This window comes from Streptomyces caelestis (assembly GCF_014205255.1).
In the GTDB taxonomy this organism is placed as follows: Bacteria; Actinomycetota; Actinomycetes; order Streptomycetales; family Streptomycetaceae; genus Streptomyces; species Streptomyces caelestis.
In genome coordinates this window covers 6851680-6874602 of the sequence record NZ_JACHNE010000001.1, presented here as the reverse complement: position 1 = coordinate 6874602, position 22923 = coordinate 6851680, and the positions used below count along the sequence as shown (strand labels likewise).

General features: G+C 71.2%; 17 protein-coding genes. 8 read left to right on the top strand and 9 right to left on the bottom strand.

Translation table 11 applies throughout. From position 1 onward, the window contains the following. Positions 1-35: 35 nt before the first annotated feature. The 3 genes from HDA41_RS31370 to HDA41_RS31360 form a co-directional block, all read right to left on the bottom strand. Positions 36-836, bottom strand: coding sequence for an isocitrate lyase/PEP mutase family protein (locus HDA41_RS31370; RefSeq protein ID WP_184989921.1), 801 nt, complete (start codon positions 834-836; stop codon positions 36-38). 46 nt (positions 837-882) lie between these two features. After that, positions 883-2577, bottom strand: coding sequence for a DUF2264 domain-containing protein (locus tag HDA41_RS31365; protein WP_184989919.1), 1695 nt, complete (start codon positions 2575-2577; stop codon positions 883-885). A gap of 102 nt (positions 2578-2679) precedes the next feature. Next, the gene (locus HDA41_RS31360) at positions 2680-3723 is read right to left on the bottom strand and encodes a rhamnogalacturonan acetylesterase (RefSeq protein ID WP_184989917.1); all 1044 of its coding nucleotides are present in this window, start codon (positions 3721-3723) and stop codon (positions 2680-2682) included. 198 nt (positions 3724-3921) lie between these two features. Between HDA41_RS31360 and HDA41_RS31355 the strand changes: the two genes are divergently transcribed. Next, positions 3922-5583 (top strand): rhamnogalacturonan lyase B N-terminal domain-containing protein, encoded by a 1662-nt coding sequence (locus tag HDA41_RS31355; protein ID WP_184989915.1) that lies wholly within the window; start codon positions 3922-3924, stop codon positions 5581-5583. A 15-nt stretch (positions 5584-5598) separates the two neighbouring features. Here the strand turns inward: HDA41_RS31355 and HDA41_RS31350 are convergent, their stop codons facing one another. Further along, a complete protein-coding gene (locus HDA41_RS31350; protein ID WP_184993883.1) occupies positions 5599-7011 on the bottom strand; it encodes an RICIN domain-containing protein in 1413 nt (470 codons plus the stop codon). 1 nt (position 7012) lies between these two features. Next, the gene (locus HDA41_RS31345; protein WP_184989913.1) at positions 7013-8101 is read right to left on the bottom strand and encodes a glycoside hydrolase family 43 protein; all 1089 of its coding nucleotides are present in this window, start codon (positions 8099-8101) and stop codon (positions 7013-7015) included. Positions 8102-8358: 257 nt separating this feature from the next. Here HDA41_RS31345 and HDA41_RS31340 point away from each other — a divergent pair, with 257 nt between their 5' ends. Both HDA41_RS31340 and HDA41_RS31335 read left to right on the top strand, forming a co-directional pair. After that, entirely contained in the window at positions 8359-9318 is a 960-nt protein-coding gene (locus HDA41_RS31340; protein WP_184989911.1) for an expansin EXLX1 family cellulose-binding protein, read from the top strand. Between the two features lie 63 nt (positions 9319-9381). Next, a complete protein-coding gene (locus HDA41_RS31335; protein WP_184989910.1) occupies positions 9382-11490 on the top strand; it encodes an autotransporter-associated beta strand repeat-containing protein in 2109 nt (702 codons plus the stop codon). 24 nt (positions 11491-11514) lie between these two features. On the opposite strand, the gene HDA41_RS31330 is transcribed toward HDA41_RS31335, so the two are convergent. Together HDA41_RS31330 and HDA41_RS31325 are read right to left on the bottom strand one after the other, a co-directional pair. Further along, on the bottom strand, positions 11515-12633 hold the full coding sequence (locus HDA41_RS31330; RefSeq protein ID WP_184989908.1) for an aminoglycoside phosphotransferase family protein: 1119 nt from the start codon (positions 12631-12633) through the stop codon (positions 11515-11517). 142 nt (positions 12634-12775) lie between these two features. After that, entirely contained in the window at positions 12776-15889 is a 3114-nt protein-coding gene (locus HDA41_RS31325; protein WP_184989906.1) for an AfsR/SARP family transcriptional regulator, read from the bottom strand. 259 nt (positions 15890-16148) lie between these two features. On the opposite strand from HDA41_RS31325, the gene HDA41_RS31320 reads away from it, so the two are divergent. Together HDA41_RS31320 and HDA41_RS31315 are read left to right on the top strand one after the other, a co-directional pair. Continuing rightward, positions 16149-16523 carry a hypothetical protein gene (locus HDA41_RS31320; RefSeq protein ID WP_184989904.1) on the top strand — a complete coding sequence of 125 codons (375 nt, stop codon included), beginning with the start codon at positions 16149-16151 and terminating at the stop codon, positions 16521-16523. Positions 16524-16673: 150 nt separating this feature from the next. After that, entirely contained in the window at positions 16674-17291 is a 618-nt protein-coding gene (locus HDA41_RS31315; protein ID WP_184989903.1) for a DUF1707 SHOCT-like domain-containing protein, read from the top strand. A 40-nt stretch (positions 17292-17331) separates the two neighbouring features. Here the strand turns inward: HDA41_RS31315 and HDA41_RS31310 are convergent, their stop codons facing one another. Then, positions 17332-18699, bottom strand: coding sequence for an amino acid permease (locus HDA41_RS31310; protein WP_184989901.1), 1368 nt, complete (start codon positions 18697-18699; stop codon positions 17332-17334). Positions 18700-18837: 138 nt separating this feature from the next. On the opposite strand from HDA41_RS31310, the gene mmuM reads away from it, so the two are divergent. The 3 genes from mmuM to HDA41_RS31295 all read left to right on the top strand — a co-directional run bounded on the left by mmuM (position 18838) and on the right by HDA41_RS31295 (position 21618). After that, the gene (gene mmuM, locus HDA41_RS31305) at positions 18838-19749 is read left to right on the top strand and encodes a homocysteine S-methyltransferase (RefSeq protein WP_184989899.1); all 912 of its coding nucleotides are present in this window, start codon (positions 18838-18840) and stop codon (positions 19747-19749) included. 158 nt (positions 19750-19907) lie between these two features. Further along, the gene (locus HDA41_RS31300; RefSeq protein ID WP_184989897.1) at positions 19908-20966 is read left to right on the top strand and encodes a LacI family DNA-binding transcriptional regulator; all 1059 of its coding nucleotides are present in this window, start codon (positions 19908-19910) and stop codon (positions 20964-20966) included. Between the two features lie 43 nt (positions 20967-21009). Continuing rightward, positions 21010-21618 (top strand): TetR/AcrR family transcriptional regulator, encoded by a 609-nt coding sequence (locus HDA41_RS31295; protein WP_184989895.1) that lies wholly within the window; start codon positions 21010-21012, stop codon positions 21616-21618. Positions 21619-21621: 3 nt separating this feature from the next. On the opposite strand, the gene HDA41_RS31290 is transcribed toward HDA41_RS31295, so the two are convergent. Beyond that, positions 21622-22836, bottom strand: coding sequence for a DUF418 domain-containing protein (locus HDA41_RS31290; RefSeq protein WP_184989893.1), 1215 nt, complete (start codon positions 22834-22836; stop codon positions 21622-21624). Between the last annotated feature and the right edge of the window lie 87 nt (positions 22837-22923).

The window sequence follows — 22923 nt, the reverse complement described above, 5'->3', positions numbered from 1 at the left end:
CTGCGGAGCGACCTGGGAAAGACCTGGCGAACGACCTACGGAGCGACCTGGCGGGCCACTTCCCTGTACGACGGTGTCGGTCCCACCGGCGTCCGGCCGGCCCGGATCTCCGCCACCGCCTCCAGGGCCGCGCCCAGCGCCCGCCGGTACAGCAGCGAGCCGAGGCTGATCCGGCGTACGCCGACGTCCGCGAGGTCGGGGACGGAGGGGCCACCCGGCGCGTAGAGGACGTTGAGGGGGACCTGGGCGTGGCGCACCAGGGTGGTGATCTGCCGCAGGTCGGTGAGGCCGGGGACGAACACGGCGTCCGCGCCCGCCTGTTGGTAGGCGTCGAGCCGGGCGAGCGTGTCCGTGGCGTCGCCGTCGCCGTCGCCGAGCCAGTGGGTGTCGGTGCGGGCGTTGACGAAGAGGCCGGGGACAGCCTCCTTGACCGCGGCGATCTTCGCCGCGTGCCGGTCGGCGGGACCGAGTCCGTCCTCCAGGTTGATGCCGACGACTCCGACGGCGTACAGCTCGCGCGCGAACTCGGCCACCTCGTCCGGGTCCTCGCTGAAGCCGCCCTCCGCGTCGACGGACAACAGGAACGGCTCCGAGCCGAGGGTGAAGGCCAGCCGGAGCGTCTCCTCCCGGGTCGCCGCCTCGGCGTCGGGCAGTCCCGCGGCCGCGGCGACGCCCAGGCTCGTCGTCGCGACGGCCCGGAACCCCTGCCCGGCGAGGGCCCGCGCGGACGCGCAGTCCCAGGCGTTGGGCAGCAGGAGGGGCTCCTCGGCGTGGTGGAGCCCGGCGAAGGCGGACAGGGCCCCGGCGGATGGTGGCTGCTTCGGGTGTGCGGTCATGGGCCCACGCTAGGCGCGGGTCGCTTCGGCGCGGACCGAAGTCTCGTCAGACCGCGAGAGGCGCTACGTCCACTCCCGAATCGTCCAGCCGGACCCGCACCGCGTCCCCGTCGCTCCAGTGGACCTCGATCACCCCGTCGCCGTCCGTCCGCACGGAGACCAGATCCGCCAGCGGGACGGGGCCCGGCTCCCCCGTCAGCCGGGCCAGGGCGACGAAGAGCGTGGCGCCCTCGCCGGTGACGCCGGTGAGGGCGTCGTCGAGACCCGTCGCGGGCAGGAGTTCGGCCCGCAGGCCCTCCTCCTGCGGCCAGCCGGTCACCCGCACGGGCGTTCCCGGTTCCGCCCCGGACACCAGATGCGCCCGTACCTCCGCGGCCCCGTGCGCCAGCACCACGCTCGTCACCCTGGCTCCCCCGCCCGCCGTGTGCCGCGAGGCCGCCCAGCCCTCGCCGACGCCCAGCGGTTCGATGCCGGTGCGGCTCGGGTCGTCGCCGACGAGCACGCTGTTGTCGTACGAGGGGGACGGTGCCGTCACGGTCGAGTAGGCCAGGCGCGTGTAGTACGGGTCGTAGCGGACGTCCTCGCTGCCGTGGTTGTGGAGCCGGACCACGCCGTCGGAACGGGTGGACTGCAGCAGCCAGTTGGGAGGGCCGGCGGGGGTGACGGCGTCCGCGCGCTCGGCCGGGGCGGGTTCCTCCGACGCCGTCCACACCGCGTGGCCGGGCGGCAGGAGCAGGCCGAGGAAGCCCTTGCTCGCCCAGTACGGGGAGGCCGGGCCCGAGTAGCCCTGGAGGACGGACGCGTCGGGGCCGTGCCAGCCCAGGGACAGCAAGCCCCGGTCGTCGACCGCCCCCCGGTCGAGGAAGTAGCGCAGGGCACCGGAGGCCAGGCGCCGGGTCTCGCCCGGGGAGAGCGGCGTGCGGCCGGTCAGGGCGCCCAGCCACAGCGGTGCCGTCGTCGCGAAGCGGTAGGTGAGGGAGCGGCCCTGGTGCATGGGCGCGCCGTCGCCGCCGAACAGGCGGGCGTAGTCGGAGAGATGGCGTTCGAGACGCGCCCCGTACAGGTCCAGCAGGCGCTCGTCCCGCTCAAGCCAGGCGTGCAGCACCGGGTAGAGGTGCATGGCCCAGCCGTTGTAGTAGTCGAACTTGCGGCCGTCGCCGTCGGTGTACCAGCCGTCGCCCAGGTACCACTGCTCGATGCGCTCCAGGCCGCGGTCGATCGCCGCGCGGGACGCGTCCGGCTCGTGGCCGATCTCGGCGAGGAAGCCGCCCACCGTGACCGGGAACAGCTCCCAGTTGCAGGGCCAGGGTTCGGCCGTGAGCGCGTCGCCGAGCCAGGCCGCCGCCCGCTGCCGTACGCCGTCGTCCAGCCGGTCCCACAGCTGCTCCCGCGTCAGCCGCAGGGCGAGTGCGATCGACGCCGCCTCCACCAGGGGCTGGCTGCGGTCCTCGATGCGGGGCCAGACGCCCGAGACTCCGGCGGCCAGCCCGTCGGCGTAGCGCTCCAGGGCCTTCTCGTCGCGGCGGAAGGCGGCCAGCAGCAGCGTGCGGGCGTAGCCCTCCAGGCCGTCGGAGAGGTGACCCGACCAGCTGGTCCGGTCGCCGGGCAGGTGGTACAGCGCGCGGTCCTCGGTCGCGTACGGCTCGACGGCGCTGAGCAGCGCGTCGGCCGCCGCCTCCCAGTGGGCGCGGGTGTAGCCGGTGTACGCGGAGGTCGTGCGGTCGGCGGGAGGCAGCTGCATCGGATCTCTTTCGTACTCAAAGGCTTCGTGGCCAAGACGCCTGGAACGGCCGGAACAGGTGGAACCTGGAGCGCCCCGGTTCCGGTCGGGGCGCCCCAGGGGTCATCCCACCCGCACCTTGCCCTTCGGCACCAGATGCCGGGTGACGAGTTCGTCGCGGACCAGGCCCGCGTAGGCCGTGGCACCGCGCACGGAGGTGTGCGTGTTGTCCCGCGCCTCGTTGGAGAGGTACAAGGCCTTGGAACCCTCCACGCCCAGGGACTCGACGAGTGCCTTCGTCTTCGCCGTGAGGTCGATCAGCGGGACGTCCCGCTCGGCCGCGACGGAGCGTGTGACCGCCGGGTGGTCGACGCCCAGGCCGTTGACCAGGAGCGCGGTTCCGTTGTTCAGCGTGCCGTCGGTGTTGAACCAGCGCCGCACGATGGGAGTGACAAGGACCGGCTGTCCGCCCCGCTCCCGGACTCCCGCCACCAGGGCCTCCAGGTTGGCCCGGTAGGTGGCCTCGTCCGTGGTCTTGTCGTTGTGGGCGAGCTGGACGAGGACCAGGTCGCCGGGGCGGATCAGGGGCCGTACGGTGGCCCACAACCGCGGGTTCCCAAGAAACGTGACCGTACTCTCGCCGGAATCGGCGTAGTTGGCGACGGACACGCCCTGGCGGAGGTACTGGGGCAGTTGCTGGCCCCAGCCGGAGTACGGGTCGCCGGGCTGGTCGCAGACCGTGGAGTCGCCGACCAGGAAGATCTGGCGCGCGTGCCGGGCGGGGGTGACCTTGATGCCGGCCAGGGCGGGGGCGGAACCGCCGATCCGCAGGTCGAGGCCGGGGGTTCCGTCGGGGCCGGTGGGCTCGCCCTCGGGGGTGCGGACGTTCACGGTGAAGCTGCGGGTGACGCGCTCGCCCGCCGGTGCGGCCGTCTCCGGCAGCAGGGACCGGCGGGTCTCGCCGCTGATGCTCGTGGCGGACGCGCTCTTCCCGCCGAGCACGACCCGCACGTCGTACGTGCCCGGCGGGACGTCGAAGTGGCAGGCGCCGGCGGTGCAGTTCGCGAGGCCCGGCCTCGCGCTCGCCTCGCCCGCGTGGGCGGGTACGGCGGACAGGGCGGTGCTCAGCGTCACGGCCGCCAGCACGGCAATGTTGAAACGTCTCACTCGCAGCTCCTCCGTCACGGCGACAAGGCCTGGCGGCTGAACGTACCGCTTGCGGCAAGCGCTTTCTAGACCTCGGCTCGATTTCCCGGAGAGGTCCCTTCCAAGCGCGTGAAAGCCCTTTCGCGAAATCGATTCAACTGTCACTCTCGCTCACACCCGCAGCCCCGTCCCCCCACCACCTCCCGAAGGAGGTCCCCCATGTCCGGATCCGCCAACAGACCGGTCGGCCGCCGCGCCTTCGTCCTCGGCGCCACCGCCGCCGCCGGCACGGCCCTCACCGGCACGGCGCACGCAGCCGGCTTCGGCTGGACCGACGACGGCTCGAACTACGTGGTCGACACCGGCGCCCAACTGGTCTTCAAGGTGAGCAAGTCCACCGGCGACCTGACCTCCCTGGTCTACCGGGGCACGGAGTACCAGGGCTACGGCGGCATGAACTCGCACATCGAGTCCGGCCTCGGCGCCTCCACCGTGAGCATCAGGCAGTCCGGCTCGACGATCCTGGTCTCGGTCACGCACGGCACGCTGAGGCACTACTACGCGGCCCGCAGCGGCGAGAACAACGTCTATCTGTGGACGGACAAGGCCGACACGTCCGTCTCCGCGACCCGGTACATCGTGCGCGTGAAGAAGGGCGCGTTCCTCAACGACGAGCCCGACTCGTACACGTACGCGCCCACCGCCATCGAGGCCTCGGACGTGTTCCGGAAGTCCGACGGCCAGACCCGCTCGAAGCACTTCTCGAAGCGGCGCGTCATGGACTACGACTACATCGGCTGGTCCTTGGGTGGGGTCGGTCTGTGGATGGTGCGCAGCAACCACGAGAAGGCCTCCGGCGGCCCGTTCTACCGCTCCCTGCTGCGCCACCAGAGCGCGGACGGCGGCGGCCTGTACGAGATCCTCCACTACGGCCAGAACCAGACCGAGGCCCAGCGCTTCGGCCTGCAGGGCCCGTACGTCATCGCCTTCACGGACGGCGGGGCGCCCTCCTCGGCGCTCTTCCCGGGCACGCTGACCACCCCGTGGGCCGACGCGCTCGGCATCCCCGGGTACGTGCCGGCGAGCGGCCGGGGCAAGGTCGCGGGCGTCGGGATGTCCGGGCGGAACACGGCGTACCCGTACACGGTGGGGCTGGCCAACGCCGCGGCGCAGTACTGGGGTCCGGCGCGCTCCTCGGACGGCTGCTTCTCCATCGCGGGGGTGCTGCCGGGGACCTACACGCTGACCGTCTTCAAGGGCGAGCTGGCGGTGTACACCACGTCGGTGAGCGTGTCGGCGGGCGGCACGACCACGCTGAACACGATCGCGGTCCCGTCCTCCGACGACCCCTCGAACGCGAGCGCGATCTGGCGGATCGGCGACTGGAACGGCACGCCGGGCGGGTTCAAGAACGCGGACCTGATGACGTACGCGCATCCGTCCGACGTCCGGGCCGCGTCCTGGACCGGGAACGTGGTGATCGGCGACAACGAGACGGCGTCCTTCCCCTGCTACCTCTGGAAGGACGTCAACAGCGGTCTGCTCGTGTACTTCAGGCTCACCGCCGCCCAGGCCGCCGCGGCGCACACCCTGCGCATCGGGGTGACGACGGCGTACGCCAACGGCCGCCCGCAGGTGACGGTCAACGACGCCTGGACCTCGGCCGTCCCCTCCCCGCCCACCCAGCCGAACACCCGGTCGCTGACCAACGGTTCGTACCGCGGCAACAACCACACGTTCACGTACGGCGTCCCGGCGTCCGCCTGGAAGACGGACCCGAGTCAGTACAACGTGCTCAGGATCGACGTGGTGAGCGGGTCGGGGGCGACCGGTTTCCTCAGTGCGGGGACGGCGATCGACGCGATCGACCTGCTGGCCTAGGCGCGGTCGGGGCCGTCATGTCCCGCGCGTCCACTGCTGGTTGGTGCCTCCGTTGCACGTGTACGTGATGAGCGCGGCGCCGTTGGCGGTGGACGCGCCGTTCACGTCGAGGCACTCGCCGCTCGCGCGCGACTTGACGTTCACGTACGAGCCGGTGGTGGTCAGCGACCACTGCTGGCTCGTCGCGGAGGCGTTGCAGTTCTCCTGCGTGACCGTGCTCGCGTTCTCCCGCACGCACAGGGAGCTGTTCCTCACCATCAGCTGGTAGTAGCCGCTGCCGACGGACTTGAACCAGTACTTCTGGTTGGTGCCGCCGTTGCAGTCGTACTGCTTGAGCTGGGCGCCCGCCCGGAGCGACTGGCTGGTCACGTCCGCGCACTTGGACGAGTGGCGGGCGATGAGGGTGTTGTAGGTGGCGCTCGTGCCGGAGACGGTCCCGGCGGCCGTGTCGATGGTGACCTCCGGCGACCAGGACATGGACATCGTGGTCGAGTTGGAGAAGGTCAGCGGCAGCCAGACGTACCGGGAGTCGTTGACGGTCCCGCCGAAGGAGTTGCCCCAGCGGTCCCCCATGTACAGGTACGAGGTGCCCGAACTGCCCTGTACCGGAAGGACGTAGGCGGTCTGCGAGCCGTACGTCGTCGAGTCGCCGATGTTCTTCATGGCCGACCAAGGGCCGGCGATGTTCGTGGCCGTGGCGTACTGCTGCTGGTTGGGGTTCCAGCCGGTGGCGCCCGAGGTCAGCATGAAGTACACGCCGTTCCGCTTGAACAGCGCGGGGGCCTCGCGGTGGCCGCCCGGCCAGGGGTTGGCGACCAGGCTCGCGATGCCGGTGTAGTCGGCGGTGAGGCGGTAGATCTGGAGGTCGTAGTTCTCACGGGCGGCGGAGATCATGTACCCGGCGCCGTCGGTGTCGACGAAGACCGTGATGTCGCGGGACATGTGCTGGCCGAGCGGGCGGAAGCTGCCCTTCCAGGTGTAGTTGCCGTCGACGGTGTCGGAGACGGCGACGGCGGCGCGGGCCTCGCTGTAGTCGGTGCCGTTCTCCTTGTGCATCCACATCACGAACTTGCCGGTGGACGCGTTGTACATGACCTTCGGCCGCTCGATGTTGGCGGTCGCCAGCTCCGGGTCGCTGGCCTCGGTCAGCACGTGGTTGCGGAACTCCCAGTTCTTCAGGTCGGTCGAGCGGTAGGCGTCGACGTACCGGAAGGTGTTGTCGGCGTTGCGGTGCTCGCCGAACCAGTAGTAGTACGAGCCGACCTTGATGACACCGCCGCCGTGCGCGTGCACGGGGTTGCCCGAGGTGTCGGTGAACTGAGTGCCGTTGGTGAGGGTCTGGGGCGCGGCCTGGGCGGGGCCGGCGGTGGCGAGGGCGCCGGCCAGCGCCAGGCACAGGGCGAGGAGGACCGCGTACGCGCGTCTCATCTCAGTCACCCGCCTTGACGGTGTCGGCGACCGGGATGCCGAAGTCCGGGGTGCCGTCCGGCTTCCAGCCGAGCTTCTGGATGCGGGTGTGGCGGTTGGGGTCGTTCAGCGGGTCGCCGTTGATCTCCTTGTACTGGCGGGCGTGGTAGACGAGGACGTCGGTGCGGCCGTCCTCGGCGACGGTGAAGCAGTTGTGGCCGGGGCCGTACTGCTTGGTGGTGTCGTTGCTGGTGAAGACCGGCGTCGGCGACTTGGTCCAGCTCATGGGGTCCAGGAGGTGGCTGTCGGCGTCCGCGGTCAGCAGGCCCACGCAGTAGTTGAAGTCGGTGGCGCTGGCCGAGTAGGTCATGAAGAGGCGGCCGTTGCGCTTGAGGACGTACGGGCCCTCGTTGACCCTGAAGCCGATGCACTCCCAGTCGTACTCGGGGGTGGAGAGCCGGACCTGCGGGCCCTTCAGGGTCCACGGGTTCGCCATCTCGGACAGGAAGATGCCGGTGTTGTTGTCCATTCCGGGCTCGTGCTGCGCCCAGGCGAGGTAGCGCTTGCCCCGGTGGGTGAAGGTGGTGGCGTCCAGGGAGAAGGTCTCCCAGGCCGTCTTCACCTGGCCCTTCTCCACCCAGGTGCCCTTGAAGGGGTCGGGATGGGCGTTCTCCAGCACCCATATGCGGATCGCCCACACGTCCTCCGCGGGCGCCGAGGCGAAGTAGATGTACCACTTGCCGCCGATGCGGTGCAGTTCGGGCGCCCAGATGTGCGCGCCCATGTTCCCCGTCGGATGGGCACGCCAGATCACGGACTCGGCCGCCGTGCCCAGGCCGTTCAGGGTCCGGGAGCGGCGCAGGATGATGCGGTCGTACTCGGGGGCCGTGGCGGTGAAGTAGTAGAAGCCGTCCTTGTGCCGGTTGATGTGCGGGTCGGCCCGGTTGCGGACGAGCGGGTTCACGAAGGGGGCCGGCTTCGGGGGCCTGGCCAGGTGGGCGGCCTGGGCCACGCCCGGGACGGCGGCCAGGGCACCGGCGGCTGCGGCACCCTTCAGCAGCAGTCTGCGGCTGGGGGGTTCGGGCAGAGCGTGGTCGCGATCGCGGCTCATGCGGTGGGGCCTGCCTCTCACTGGGGGACACACGGCGTTGCCTGATACGTCGTCTGACATTTCGAACACCATCTGTCATTACGAACGCCGAAAAGGTAAGGGTGTGTCACCTGGAGGTCAACGGGTCTGACGGGACGAAGACGTCCGGCTCCTGGAAGGGCCACCTCCGCACGCGCGGCAACCTTTCGGGCCCCGGCGACCACTGATGCGGCGAAAGTACGCGTTCTCCTGATCCTGAACCACGTAAGGACCCACCCGTGGCATCCCATTCCCGCCGCCGTCCCCTCCGCAAGCGGCGCACGGCCCTCGTCCTCGCCGTCGCCGTGGCAGCGGTGGGAGTTCTGCTGTCCCTGATGATGGCGCTCCGCCCCGGCAGCGAGCCGGACACCGTGCGAGCCGCTGCCGAGCCCACCGCCGGCAAGCAGCCGAGTACCCCGCGCACGGCACCGGGACAGAAGCCCAGACCGAAGCCGACGCCGACGCCGACGCCGTCCAAGGCATCCCCGACCCCGACGCCGACCGCGGCCACCTCGTCGGCACGGCCCTCGCCCAGCGGCGCCCGGCCGTCCGCACCACGGCCGGCGTCCGGCACGGCACCGCTGGCCGGACGCATCCAGCCCCAGGTCGCCTACCAGGGAGTCGCCACCCACTACGACGCCAAGGACGGCGACGGCGCCTGCCTGTACGGCCCGAGCCCCGACCTCATGGTCGCCGCGATGAACCACACCGACTACGAGACGTCCAAGGCATGCGGGGCGCACATCCTGGTCCGCGCCGCGAACGGCGCCTCCGTCACGGTCCGGATCACCAACGAGTGCCCACTGCCCTGCGCCCCCGGCCAGCTCGACCTCAGCAAAGAGGCCTTCGCCAAGCTCGCGGGCCTCTCCGCCGGCCGTATCCCGATCACCTGGAGCCTGCTGAGCCCCAGCACGTCCGACACCGTCTCGATCCGCTACAAGACCGGCTCCAGCCGCCACTGGTGCGGCATCCAGGCACTCGGCCACCGCAACCCGCTGGCCCGGCTGGAGGTCAGGACCGGCAGCGGATGGACCCGGCTGACCCGTACCGAGTACAACTACTTCCTCTCCCCCGACGGCACCGGCTGCGGCGGCTCCCTGAGGCTCACCGACATCTACGGCGAACAACTCACCGTCGACGGCATCGCGGTCCGCCCGGACGCCGTACAGCCGACGCGTGTGCAGTTCGCCCGGCGCTGAGCGGCCGAACGGCAACCGTCGATTTTCTGTTATCGGCCGCCCTCCACCCGCGTCTCCCCTCCCGTGCGCAGTCTCACCCACACCACAGCAGCGGCCGCCGGTTTCCTCGCGGCGGTCGCCTCCCTGCTCGCCGCTCCCCCGGCGGGGGCCGCCGGTCCGCGGGACGTCACCGCCGACGTGCTGGCCGACCGGGACGTGACGCTCGGCGGCGACACGGTCGTCAGCGTGCCGCGCGGGACGACGACGTACGACGGCGTGTTCCGCGGCGAGGGCACGCTCACGGTGCGCGGCAGCGGCACGCTGGTCCTCACGAAGGACAGCGACTTCACGCTCCCGGAGTCCCGGCGGCGGCAGCGGGTGCGGACGCTGGGCGGGAACCACCCGTACGTCACCGTCGCCAACCCCGACCCGCCGGCCGTCACGGTGGAGCGCGGCGCGACGCTCCAGTACGGCGACGGCGGTACGACGGGACTGATCGGCCGCTTCCCGTACAACACCCCGGCGTTCCGCCTCAACCAGGACAACATCCGGGTCGACGGCACGCTGCGGCTGTCGCTGAGGAGCGCGTACAACCTGGGCACCATCAGCGGCTCCGGGCTGATCACCCAGCCGAGGTTCCTGTGGGGCACCTGGGACGTGTCGGGCACGCACTCCTTCTCCGGGGTGATCGACAACGGCACGCAGCTGAACGCCGGCCGCCCGGAGTACGCGACCTCGCTCCCGAACGTCCGCAAGGTCCTCAACCAGGGCACCTGGACCGTCGACACGCCGCTCGGCCGGACCGTCACGATGGGCATGGACTTCTACCAGCGCGAGTACGGCAGCGACATCAACGTCCAGTCGCGGCCCGGCGGCAAGGTGATCCTGACGGGCCAGTACAGCTGGTCGGACCGGGGCGGCGACAGCGACCCGTCGCTCAGCGACCCGGCCCTCAACTGGACGCCCGCCCGCAAGAACGTCAACAAGCGCGGCACCAACATCAAGGGCGCGAACGTCCAGTGGGGCGACGGCACCACGAACCGGATCTTCATGCCGGGCACCGCCGAGACGGTCTACATCAACCTCCTGGCCGCCCGCTCCCGTTCCCGCCTCACCTTCGACTACGACGGCCCGGTGACGCTCGGCGCCCCCATCGGCGGCGGCAGGTTCCACGACACCCTCTCGGCCCCCGGCGCCGGCGACATCGTCATCGCCGGAACCCCCGGCAACGACGTGACCTTCGCGGCCGTCCAGTACTACGACGGCTCGACGACGGTCGAGAAGGGCGCGGTGCTCCGGCTGGGCAGCGGGAAGCGGGGCGGGGACGGCGGGCTGTACACGGCGGGCGCCCACTACAAGGTCGTCAACAACGGCTCACTCGTCCTGCGCAACACGAGCCGGCCTCTCACCCTCTCCCGCATCGGCGGCAGCGGCTCGCTCACCCAGTCGGGAGCCGCCACGACGACACTGACGGGGCCCGCCGTCACGTACACCGGGACGACCACCGTCTCCAAGGGCACCCTGGCCCTGCGAAAAGGTGCCACGGTGACTCGCAGCAAGGCGATACGGATCACGGCGGCCGGGGCGCGGCTGGACGCGGGTGCGGCGGGCCTGCGCGTCGCGACCACGCTCACCGGCAAGGGCACGGTCGCGGGAGCGGTGACGAACGAAGGTGCCGTGACGACCGGCCTCACGGTGAACGGTGCCTACACGCAGAGCTCGAAGGGCACCCTGGTCCTGCGCGGCAAGCCGCTGAGGGTGACGGGGACGGTACGGCTGGCCGGGGACCTCGACGTCTCGGCTCTCGGAGGCCGGGGCCGGCCCGCTCGTGAGATCACCGTCCTCGACCACAGGGGCGACGGCAGGATCACGGGAACGTTCAAGGGGCTGAGGCAAGGCGCCCGTCTGAAGCTCGGCGACACCACCTACCGCATCGACTACCGGGCCGGAGACGGGAACGACGTCGCCCTGACCGCCGGAACCGCCCCGAGTCCCTCACCCACCGCACCCGAGGCATCCGCGTCCGGCGCCGTGGCACCCCGGAGCGCCGGTGCGTCCGAGGACGTCGGCTTCGGCTGGTGGCCGTACGCCCTCGGGCTGGCCCTCGTCGTCAGCCTCGCCGTACCGATGGCGACGCGACGCGGCCGGGGCCGCCGACGCGCCGGCCGGCACACGGCCCGCGCGCGGCAGTGAGGCTCACGGCGGGGAACGCGAGGGTCAGCGGCCGCTCGGCGCCTCCGGGAAGCCGAGCTGGGGTGCCAGCAACCGGGCCTCGGCCGCCCAGTCGGCGAGGAAGGCCAGGGCCAGGCCGCGTTCGCGGTAGCGGAGTTCAGCGGGGACGGCACCCTGGCCGCCGTAGGCCGGCTGCTCGTCGTCCGCCCGGGCCAGCATCAGCGCGGTGAGCCAGTCGTACTTCACGGCGGAGGCGCACACGCCGAGCCGTACGAGCCGTTCGTCACCGCGCCAGCCGCTCGCGCGCAGGCCGTGCGCGTAGGCGTCGTAGGCCGCCTTGGCCAGGCCGGGCAGGTCGGCGGCGGGGACGAACAGGTCGAAGACGGAGTCGGGGAGGTAGTTGCCGAGGTCCTCGCCGAGTGCGCCGTCCCCGGCGAACGCCCAGTCGAGGACGACGCTGTCGCGCCCGTCGGAGCGGACGTTGGCCGGCCACTGGTCGAGATGGCAGAAGGCGCGCGGCAGGGACTCCATGACCGTGAGGAACCACTCACGGTCGTGGTGGAGGCGGACCATGTCCTCACGCAGCCCCGCCGGGAAGTGCTCCCGGACCAGGGGGTGTCGCCAGGCCCTGTCGTCATCGAGCAGGTCCTGGCCCGTCGTCCTGCCGGCCGTGTAGTCGCGCAGGAAGCGCTGCGACAGCCACGGCCGGTCCTCCCCGGCACCCACGGCGCCCTGCGCGGCCCCGAGCCGGTACGCGTGCTCGACGTGCCGCGCTAGCGGCCAGGCCGTCGCCGGTTCGCCCGGCACGTCCTCCAGCCACAACGCCAGGTCACCGTCGGGGCGTTCGACGCAGGCCAGCAGCCGGGGCGCGCGGATGCCGTGCCGCTGCCAGATCTGGGCGAGCCCCGACTGGTAGACGTATGCCTCCCGGCGCCAGAAGTTCCAGTGCCGCGGGTCGTTGGAGGCGGCCCACGTGACGCTGGTCTCCTTGGTCCGCGTCAGCACCTTCAGCACGGCCGACCGCCCGCCGCCCGTGACACGCCACACGCCCGCGGTGACGCCGTTCAACGGGTTGTGCGTGAGAGGTACGAGGGTCGTCCCTCCGAGGGCTGCGGAATCGAAAACCTCGCGAAACTCGGCGTCCGCCACGGCGACTTCAGGCATCCCGTCAGCTTACGGTGAGGTCCTTGTGAGACCGGCCCGCCCCGAGCCGGGTGCCTGCTTGACTCGCTCACCCAGCCGTGATCAATGATCATCTCGATGTGTTCCATGGGTGAGAGGCAAGAGATGGCGATACCCGGGGGTGTCACCTGGGTTCGTCTGCGGGGGATGGGTGGTAGCCGGTCTCGTTCTGGATCTGCTGGGCCTTTGCTGTGTGTTCGGCGGCCTGGGTGGGGGTGCCGGCGGTTTGGGCGATCGCGGCGAGGGCTGTCAGGGCGCGGTGTTCTGCGGGGCGCAGGTCCAGGGCTCGGGCGATGGCCAGTGCTTGGTGAGCGTGGTGCGTCGCGGTGGGTGTCGCGCCGGATGCGAGGTGAGCGCGGGCGAGTTGGGCGTGGGCGTCGGCTTCCTGGTGGCGTAAACCGCAGCGGTGGGTGAGTTCGACGGCTTCCTGGAGGCATGCGGTGGCGATGCCGAGGTGGTCGTCCAGGCGGTGTATGGAGCCGAGGGTGATCAGGCTGTCGGCCTCAAGGGTGGGTTCACCCAGCGCGCGGGCGGTGCGCAGGGCCTGCTCGGCGTGGGTTCGGGCGAGGCCGGGCCGGCCGGTGTCGCGGTGGATGCGGGCGAGGATCTCGTGGACGGGGGGCTCACTGTTGCGGCGTTGGTGGCTGTTGCAGAGTCGCAGTGCTTCGGTGGCGTCGGCGAGTGCTTCGGCGTAGTGGCCGAGGCCGTGTCGGGCGATGGCACGGTTGGCCAGGGGGCCGACAGTGCCCGATGGCCGGTCGTTCGCGCGCAATGTCTCGATCGCTTCTGTGATGCGGTCCACCGCTTGGTTGAACTCGCCGAGATACGCGTGGGCCAGGCCCATCGTGTTGAGTGCGCGGGCGAGCAGTACCGGCCTGCCCAGATCGCGGAGCAGGGCGTAGCCGTCCTGCTGGCAGTCGAGTGCCTGGCGCATCTCGCCGCGCAGGGCGTAGTGGATCGCGAGGCTGGTGAGGATGGCGACCTCACCGAGGGTGAACCCGGTGGTGCGATATCCCTCTTGGGCGGCGTGCAGGGCCTCGCGGGCGGCCTGGGTGTCGCCGGTGTGCTGGCGTAGCAGGCCGAGGCTGTTCCACAGCACAGCCTGGGCGAGGGTGGCGCCGTCGTGTTCGGCGGCGCGCAGGGCGGCCGTTGTTGTGGCCTGCCACTCTGCCATGTGCCGACGACTGTAGTAGTACGTACGCAGCTGGTCGGCCAGCTGCCAGGAGATCTCGCGCGGGCCGGAATCGGCGGTGCGGATGATCAGGGCGGCCAGGTTGGCGCGTTCGGACTCCAGCCAGGCGAGGGCCTGGTGCCGGTCGTCGAAGCGGGTGGATTGAGCGCGCGGACGCGGAAGCTGGACGCTGCCGGCGTAGTCGAAGGCGGTGGCGGCGTCGGCGGTGGCCAGGTACCAGTCGCACAGCCGTTGCCAGGCCGCCGGGTGGTCGGGGTCGGCCGTGGCGTGTTCGGCGGCGTACAGCCGCAGCAGGTCGTGGAACTGGAACCGGTCGGCGGCGGTGTACTGCACGAGGCCGGCAGTGGTGAGCTGGTCGAGGAGATGCTCGGCGACGGGGAGCGGGGAGTCGAGCAGGGCTGCGGCCGCTTCGGTGCTGAAGTGGGGTCCGGGGTGCAGGCCGAGCAGGGCGAACAGGCGTGCCGTGTCGGGCTCCAGGGCGGCGTACGAGTGGTCGAAGGCGGTCCGGACGGCGGCCTGGTCGTCCCCGGCGATGGACAGTTTGGCGAGCCGCTCATCGTCGGCCAGCTCTGCTGTGTACTGGGTGAGTGAGCGGCCGGGCCGAGCGGCGAGGTTTGCGGCGGCGATGCGCAGTGCCAGGGGGAGGTGGCCGCACAGGTCGGCCAGGCGCTCGGCGGCCTCCGGCTCGTCGCCTACCCGCGCCGAGCCGAGGGTGGTGACCAGCAGGGAGCGGGCCTCGGCCGGGGCGAGCACGTCCAGGGGTACGGTGCGGGCAGCGTGGCTGACGGCCAGGCCGCGCAGGTCGGACCGGCTGGTGACGAGGACCGCGACGCCGGTGGTGCCCGGCAGCAGCGGCCGGACTTGCTCGGCACCGGCCGCGTCGTCCAGGACGAGGAGCACCTTGCGGTCGGCCAGCCGGCTGCGGAAGGTGGCCGCGCGGTCGTCCAGCGGCTCGGGAATGGTCTGCGGGTCCTGTCCGGAGGCGCGCAGCATCGCTGAAAGTGCCTCGGCCGGATCACGCGGACGGCCGCTGTTACCCGCCAGGTGTACATACCACTGGCCGTCGGGGAAAGCGGTCCGCAGGCGGTGGCCGAGGTGTACCGCGAGCGCGCTCTTGCCGACGCCGGGTGAGCCGGACACGACGACCGGCGCGGTCACGGGGGCGGTCAGCTCTTCCTCCAAGCGCCGGATCAGCTCGGCGCGGCCAACGAACCCCGGTACATCCAGGGGGAGTTGGCAGTGAACGGTCCAGGCAGCCTCGGCCGGTGTCCGCACCAAGACCGAAGCTGCGGCCAGTGGAGTGGCCGGCTGCGGTTCCAGCTCCGGGTCGCCGCTCAGAATCGCCTGGTGCAGACGCTGCAGTTCCGTTCCCGGATCAATGCCCAGCTCCTCGGCGAGGATGGCCCGAACACGCCGATAGTGGGCGAGCGCATCGGCCTGCCGGCCGCACCGGTACAGGGCCAGCATGTACTGAGCCGCCAGCCGTTCATCCAGCGGATGGGCCCCACTGCGCTCGGACAGGGACGCCAGCAGCGCGGTGTGCTCACCCAGCCGTAATCTGACATCCACACAGTCCAGCTCAGCGGCCTGCCGCTCCCTGCTCAGGGCCTCCCGGGCCGCGTTGAACCAGGGAGTGTCCACCCCGGCGAACGGCGTCCCGCGCCACAGCGCCAGTGCCTCCTGGAAGGCGGCTGCGGCCCTCGGCGCGTCGGCCGCCCGGCGCGCATCCTCAAGCAGATGACGGAACCGGTGCACATCCACCGCCAACGCATCAGCGACAACCACGTAACCCCCCGAGCTGCGACTGACGTCCACGCCCACGCCCGACAGCACACCGCGCAGCCGGGAGAGGTAGCTGTACAGAGTGTCCTTGGCCCGCCGCGCCGGGGCCTGCCCCCATACCCGGTAAACCAGCTGGTCCGTTGCCACCGTGCGGTTGACGTCCATCAGCAGGGACGCAAGTACGGACTTCTGGCGGGCAGGCCCGAGATCCACCGGCTCACCACTCGCCCGCGCCTCGATACCACCGAGCAGTCGGAACTCCATGACAAGCCCTCCCAGCGCCCCGTACCCCGTGCCCCGTGTCCGGCAACCGGTCCGATCCAGCTGTCCCGGGTTCAGTAACCCGCGCCCACCAGCGGAGTCTAGGTTCTTGCAAGGTTGGTGCAGGATCCGCCTCGCAGTGTGGAGCGCACAACAGAAAGGGCCTTCTCGGCAGCCACCGGCAGGTCCCTTGCCGGTCTTGGACCGGGTTGGTCCCGGGCAACGCCACCACGCTCACCCACGACGACCACGGGGAACCCACATGACCATCACCGCAGCGCGGAAGCGCATCGCCACGGCCCTCGGCGCCACTGCCGCAGCCTTGATGCTGACCACCACCACCGCGTCCGCCGCCGGCACGGACACGATCATCACCGATGAACCCGGCTTCTTCCACTACGAGCGGTCCTGCAAGACCGACTACGCCATGACTCTCACCAAGAAGAAGGCCGTCGCAGCCAAGGGCAACGACGGACGGTGCGCGGGCCACGTCTGGCTTCGTATGCATGGTGACGCGTGGGGGGAGTGGGCGCACGACAGTACCTCGGTGACGCGCACCAGCCCCAAGGGCAAGTTCACCAAGGCCTTGATCAAGGGCTGTGAGGACTGCCACGCATACACCGTGTACCCCGGGTAGTCCTGGGGACCGGACAGGCTGGCCCGGTCTCACCACCGGGCCGGCCGCATCACCGCAACGTCTCGACGCTGCAGGTTGCAGAACAAGCTCAGGGGGGCAGAAACGGCGGCAGCAGTCCGCCCGGTCCGCCGGCTGCCTACTCTGGTGGCCATGACTACTCAGCCTCCAAATCCCGCTCCGCGCCCTGTTCACTCAGGAGAGCTCCGCGCCTCTCACGACGACCGGGAAGCAGTGGTCGAGCAGTTGCGGGATGCGGCAGCCGAGGGGCGCATCGATTTCGATGAGCTGGATTCGCGCCTGGAGCAGGCGCTGACGTCCAAGACGCACGCCGAGTTGGCCGTCCTGACCGCCGACTTGCCGAGGCCGAACTCCACCGGGAGCCAGGCGCCGCTGGTACTCAAAGGCGGCATGTATGGCGCGTCTAGAGGCCCCGGGCGCTGGGAGGCTCCGGGGCACGTGATCGCTCACGGAGGCATGGGGGGTGTGAAGATCGACTTCACCCGGGTCGAGTGCCGCCTCACGGAGGTCGCGGTGGAGGCGTACGGGGAGACATCCGGTGTCACGATCGTCATCCCCGACGCCTGGGCCGCGGACACCAGCGGCATGCACCCCGGCGTCGGCGGCCTGACGGACAAGACGACCCCCGACCGGCTCCCGGGAACTCCGCTGGTCCGGCTCACCGGGTCCGGCGGCATGGCGGGAGTGGTCATCCGCCATCCCAACCGCCGGGAACGGCGCAAGCTGCACAGCAACCCGACACAGGGCTAGGACGCGTGGGCTGCACGACCACGGCCTCCCGCGACGCGCTCTAGGCGGACGCCTCCCGCCGCCCCCGCAGCCACACGTACACCGGGATCCCGGCGAACAGGAACAGCACGCCCTGGTAGACGGCCGCGTAGCCGGCGCCCGCGATCAGCCAGAAGGAGAAGCCGAAGGACAGGACGGCGACGGTCAGGTCGCGGGCGAGGCCCGCGGGGCGGACGCGGGCGCGGGTGCCGCGCGCCAGCCAGTACAGCTGGGCCGCAGCCGACAGCAGGTACGGCACGCAGCCGGTGAACGTCGTGATCAGGACGAGGACGCGGAACGTGGTGTCCGGGCCCGCCGTGTAGTTGAGGGCGATGAGGAGCGTGCCGAGGACCGCGCAGGCCCAGACGCCGAAGCCGGGGACGCCGCCCTTGCCGACCCGGGCGAAGGGCGCGGGGAAGAGACCGTCACGTGCGGCGGCGTACGGCATCTGCGCGGCCATGAGGATCCAGCCGTTGAGGCAGCCGGTGATCGAGACGACGGCGACCAGGGCGATGACGGTGCCGCCCCAGGAGCTGCCGGTGAGGGCGTTCACCGCGTCGGCGAACGGGGCGCCGGAGTCGACGAGTTGACCGTGCGGGACGAGGCCGAAGACGGCGACCGTGCCGAGGATGTAGACCAATGCCGAGGCCAGCGTGCCGAGGACGCTCGCCCGGGCGACCGTGCGCCCGGGGTCGCGGACCTCGCCCGCGCTGACCGCGGCCGACTCGACCCCGAGGAAGCTGTACAGCAGCAGCGCGGCGGAGGCGGCCAGCGCGCCGGAGACGCTCTGGCCGGAGGCGTTGAACGGGCCGAAGTTGTCCGTGTCGACGAAGAACAGGCCGATCGTCGCGAGGAGGAGCAGCGGTACGAACTTCAGGACCGTTGAGACGACCTGCACCGTGCCGACCCACCGCGTGCCCGCGAAGTTGGCGGCGGCGGGCAGCCAGAGAGCGGCCATGGCGACGGCTGCCTGGAGGACGTGGTTGCCGTGCAGGGGTATCAGGACGTCGACGTAACCGACGACCGCGACGGCCAGGGCGGCGATGCTGACCCAGCACATCGTCCAGTACGACCAGGCCGACAGGAACCCGGCGAACTCGCCGAAGGCGTCCCGCGGGTAGACGTACAGCCCGCCGGTGACCGGGCTGCGCCGCGCCAGCCTGCCGAAGAGCAGCGCGAGGGCGACCGCGCCGACCGAGAGCACGACGAAGGCGAGCAGGCTGACCGTGCCATAGGGGGCGACGGTGGCGGGCAGGGCGAAGATGCCGCCGCCGATGATGTTGCCCATGACGAGGGCCGTGGCGGCGGCGAGGCCGAAGGTGCGGCGGGGAGCGGGCGCCGGGGCCGGCTCGACGGGTTCGGCGGCCTCGGCGGGGCTGGGGACGGTCATGGGCGGTCCTGACGAACGGAGGGGGGGTGGGGGGAGGGCTGTGATCGTAACCCGCCGTCCCATATGTTGGGCGACCTGTTCATGTACTGGACGCAATCGGCTGGGGTCCACCGCCGGGTCTCGACTACCGTCGTCCATATGACCAGCACCCTCACCCTCGCCGAAGCCCTCGCCGCCGGGACGGTCGTCCTCGACGGCGGCATGTCCAACCAGCTCGAGTCGGCCGGGCACGACCTGAGCGACGAACTGTGGTCGGCGCGGCTGCTCGCGGAACAGCCGGAGGCGATCACGGAGGCGCACCTCGCCTACTTCCGGGCGGGCGCCGACGTGGCGATCACGGCCAGCTACCAGGCCACGTTCGAGGGCTTCGCCAAGCGCGGGATCGACCACGACCGGGCGGCCGAACTCATGGCGCTCAGCGTCGAGTCGGCACGGGACGCGGCCCGGCTCGCACGCGTCTCGCGCCCGCTGTGGGTGGCGGCCTCGGCCGGTCCCTACGGGGCGATGCTCGCGGACGGCTCCGAGTACCGGGGCCGCTACGGCCTCACGATCGACGAACTGGAGCGCTTCCACCGCCCCCGTCTGGAGGTGCTGGCCGCCGCCCGCCCCGACGTCCTCGCGCTGGAGACGGTTCCCGACGCCGACGAGGCCACCGCCCTGCTGCGGGCGGTGCGCGGGCTCGGAGTGCCGGCCTGGCTGACGTACTCCGTCGCCGGTGGCCGCACGCGCGCCGGGCAGCCGCTGGAGGAGGCCTTCGCCCTGGCCGCCGAGGCGGACGAGGTGATCGCGGTCGGCGTGAACTGCTGCGCACCCGAGGACGTGGACACCGCCGCCGCGACCGCGGCCCGGGTCACCGGCAAGCCGGTCGTCGTCTACCCCAACAGCGGCGAGACCTGGGACGCCAAGGCCCGCTCCTGGACCGGCCGCTCCACCTTCACCGCCGACCAGGTGAAGGGCTGGCGGCAGTCCGGCGCCCGTCTGATCGGCGGCTGCTGCCGGGTGGGCCCGGAGGCGGTCTCGGGCATCGCGGGGACGCTGGGGGCGGCATAGGAGCGTACGTGCTCACCACCGGTTCACCAGTCCTCGCACAACCCTCCTCCCCCTCCCCTCCCCGCTGCTAGCCTCCGTCGAGGGAACCGGTTGCCATCACGTTGCCGCAGTTCCCGAGGGGTGGGTGCGGACCGGCGCCCGGGAGAGACGAGGCAGTCATGACGAGGAAGAGCGGGGACGCGAGCCGCAGCACCATCCGGGACGTGGCGGCCCGCGCGGGGGTCTCGGCGTCGACGGTGTCCCGGGTGCTCGGCGGCGTGTACCCGGTGAGCGCGGCGACCCGCGGGCGCGTCATGCGGGCGGTCCGCGAGCTGGACTACGTCGCGGACGCGCGGGCGAAGGCGATCGCGGGTGTCGGCACGCCCACGCTCGCCTTCGTGCTGGAGGACATCACCGGCCCGTCGTTCGCGCACATGGCCCACGGCGTCGAACGCGAGGCGACCCGCCTCGGCCACCTCTGCCTGGTCTGCAGCACGGAGGGCGACGTCCGGCACGAGCTGGAGTTCGTCGAGATGATGCGCGCCCAGCGCGCCGCCGCCGTGATCCTGGTCGGCGGCACCGCCGACACCCCCGAGTACCGCGAACGCACCCACCGCATGGCCGACTCCCTCGCCTCGGCCGGTTCCCGCCTGGTCCTGTGCGGCAGACCACCACTGGACCCCGGCGCCCCGGTGACGGTCATCGAGTACGACAACGAGGGCGGCGCCTACACCCTGGTCGCCCACGTCCTCGCCCAGGGCCACCGCCGTGTGCTGTTCCTCGGCGGCCGGGCGGACCACACCACGGCTCTGGGCCGCGAACGCGGCTATCTCGCCGCCCACCGGGCCCGGGGCCTCACCCCCGACCCGTCCCTCCTCCTGCACGGCGACTTCACCCGCGACGCCGGCCACCGCCTCATGCGGCAAGCCCTCAAGGACGACCTCGACTTCACGGCCGTCGTGGCGGCCACCGACATGGTCGCGGCGGGCGCCCTCACCGCCCTGCACGAGGCGGGCCTGACCGTCCCCGGCGACATCTCCCTCGCCGGCTACGACGACATCCCCTTCGCCCGCGACCTCCACCCCGCCCTGACGACGGTCCACGTCCCCTACGAGGAACTCGGCCGCCTCGCCGTCCGCACGGCCCTCGACCACACGCCGGGCTCCCCCGACGAACATCTGCTGCTGGGCACACACGTCGTCGTACGCGACTCGGTGGGGCCGCCCCCGGCCCGTTAAGGGGGCAGGGCACCGGGGCGAACGAATAGGCGAGACTGCTTTCATGACACGACATGCCGATGCCGACACACGTCGCGCCCAGATTGCCGATGCGCTGATGAGCACCGTGGCTGAGCGTGGACTCGCCCGCACCGCCTTGGCTGACGTCGCCGCGACGGCCGGGGTTTCCGTGGGGCTGGTGCAGCGGTACTTCCGTACCAAGGGCGACCTCCTCAGGTTCGGCGTGGAATGGATCTACGGCCAGGTCCGCGAGCGGGTGCGGCAGGTGGAGATCACCCTGCCGGTGCGTGGGATCGTCGTCCGCATCATGGAGACCTTCCTCCCACTGGATGACGAGCGGGAGAAGGAACTCAAGGTCTGGCTGAGCTTCCTCCAGGCCTCGCTCACCGACCCGGAGATGGCCGCCACCCACAAGGCCGCCTCTCGCGATCTGCACGACGGCCTTGTGGAGGCGCTCAGCGGCGCACAGCGTGCAGGCGAGCTCGCTGACGGCATCGACGTCGCCGGGGAGGCGGCGGCACTGATCGCTTTTGTGGACGGGCTGAGCCTTCACCATGTCGTGACCGGTGCGGGGTACGCAGCGGACGAGCTACGAACCGCGCTTGTCCGGTACGTCGACCGGCTGTTCGACGGCGAGGCGGCCTCACGCTGACGGTCAGGACGCCTTCTGGACAGGGGAACGTTCGCGGGACGGACCGTAGGTGAGCCGGCGGAGCGCTGTCTCGGCGGGACCACGCCGGTTCTTGCGTCGCAGAACGTCGGCTATCAGTACGGAGCACGCCCAGACGATGACGCCGACCAGCACGGTTCCCGCGACGCCGAGGTGCCGGCCGAGATTCAGCGTGTAGGGCGCGAACAGACCGAGCCAGGCGACCGACTGCAGCAGATAGCAGGTCATCGAACGCTGACCACAGGCGCTGAGCGCGGTCACGAGCGGACCACGCTGCTCGCCGACACGTACCGCCAGCAGCCCGATCAGGGCCGCGTACCCCAAGCCGCCCCCGACTCCGCCGGCCATGTGCAGTACGCCTGCCAGCCCGAGCGTGGCCTGTGACGGGTCGGTCCACACCAGCGAGGTGATCAGGGCGAGTGGGAGCCCGCCGGCGATCGCGGCGCCGATTCCGATCGCGGCCGTGTTCCGCAGGAACCGCTGATGGCGGCCGGGCTCTTCCAGGACACGCCGACGGGCGGCCCAGACGCCGAGCAGGAACGGTCCGACCGAGATGAAGACCAGCATCAGCGTCGAGCCCGGCCAGCCGGTCGCCCGGTTGAGTGCGTCCCGAAGGGGATTCTCAGTCGTGCTGACCACCGTGCTGGCCCCGCCGTCCATGCCAGCGCTCGCCGCGATCAGGGAGAACAAGGTCGTGCTGATGAGGCACAGCACGCCGGCGGCCACGAGCAGCGACCTGTCCCTGAACCTGAGCATCCCGGCGAACAGCAGCGCGATGAGCCCGTAGGCGGCCAGTATGTCGCCGGAGTACAGCAGGACGGCATGGCAGCCACCGAAGACGACCAGCCAGCGGCCGCGCTGTCGCAGCAGACGGCGGATGTCGTGCCACTCCCTCCCCGCAGCCTGTTGCCGTCTGTGGATCTGCGCTACTCCGTACCCGAACAGGGCGGCGAACATGGGGTATCCGCGTGTGTCGCCCATGACGGTGACCACGCCCGCGACGGCCCGGTCCAGTAATCCGCCCTCGGTGGGGTAGCCGAGCGGTAGGTAGTCGTCTGCCTGAACGTACATGTGCGCGTGAACGACAGCGATCACGAGCAGCATCACGCCGCGCGCGAGATCGGGAGCCAGCGAACGCCGACCCGGGGCCACAGCGCCGCCCTTGGGAGTCGTGTTCGCGGCGTCGGTAGAGAAGGTCATAAAAAATAGTAGCAACTTATTTTAAGCTCGCGCTACCTCTCCGGGGTTTCCCTGGCGCGGGTTGATGACGTCCAACCGCACAGGCCC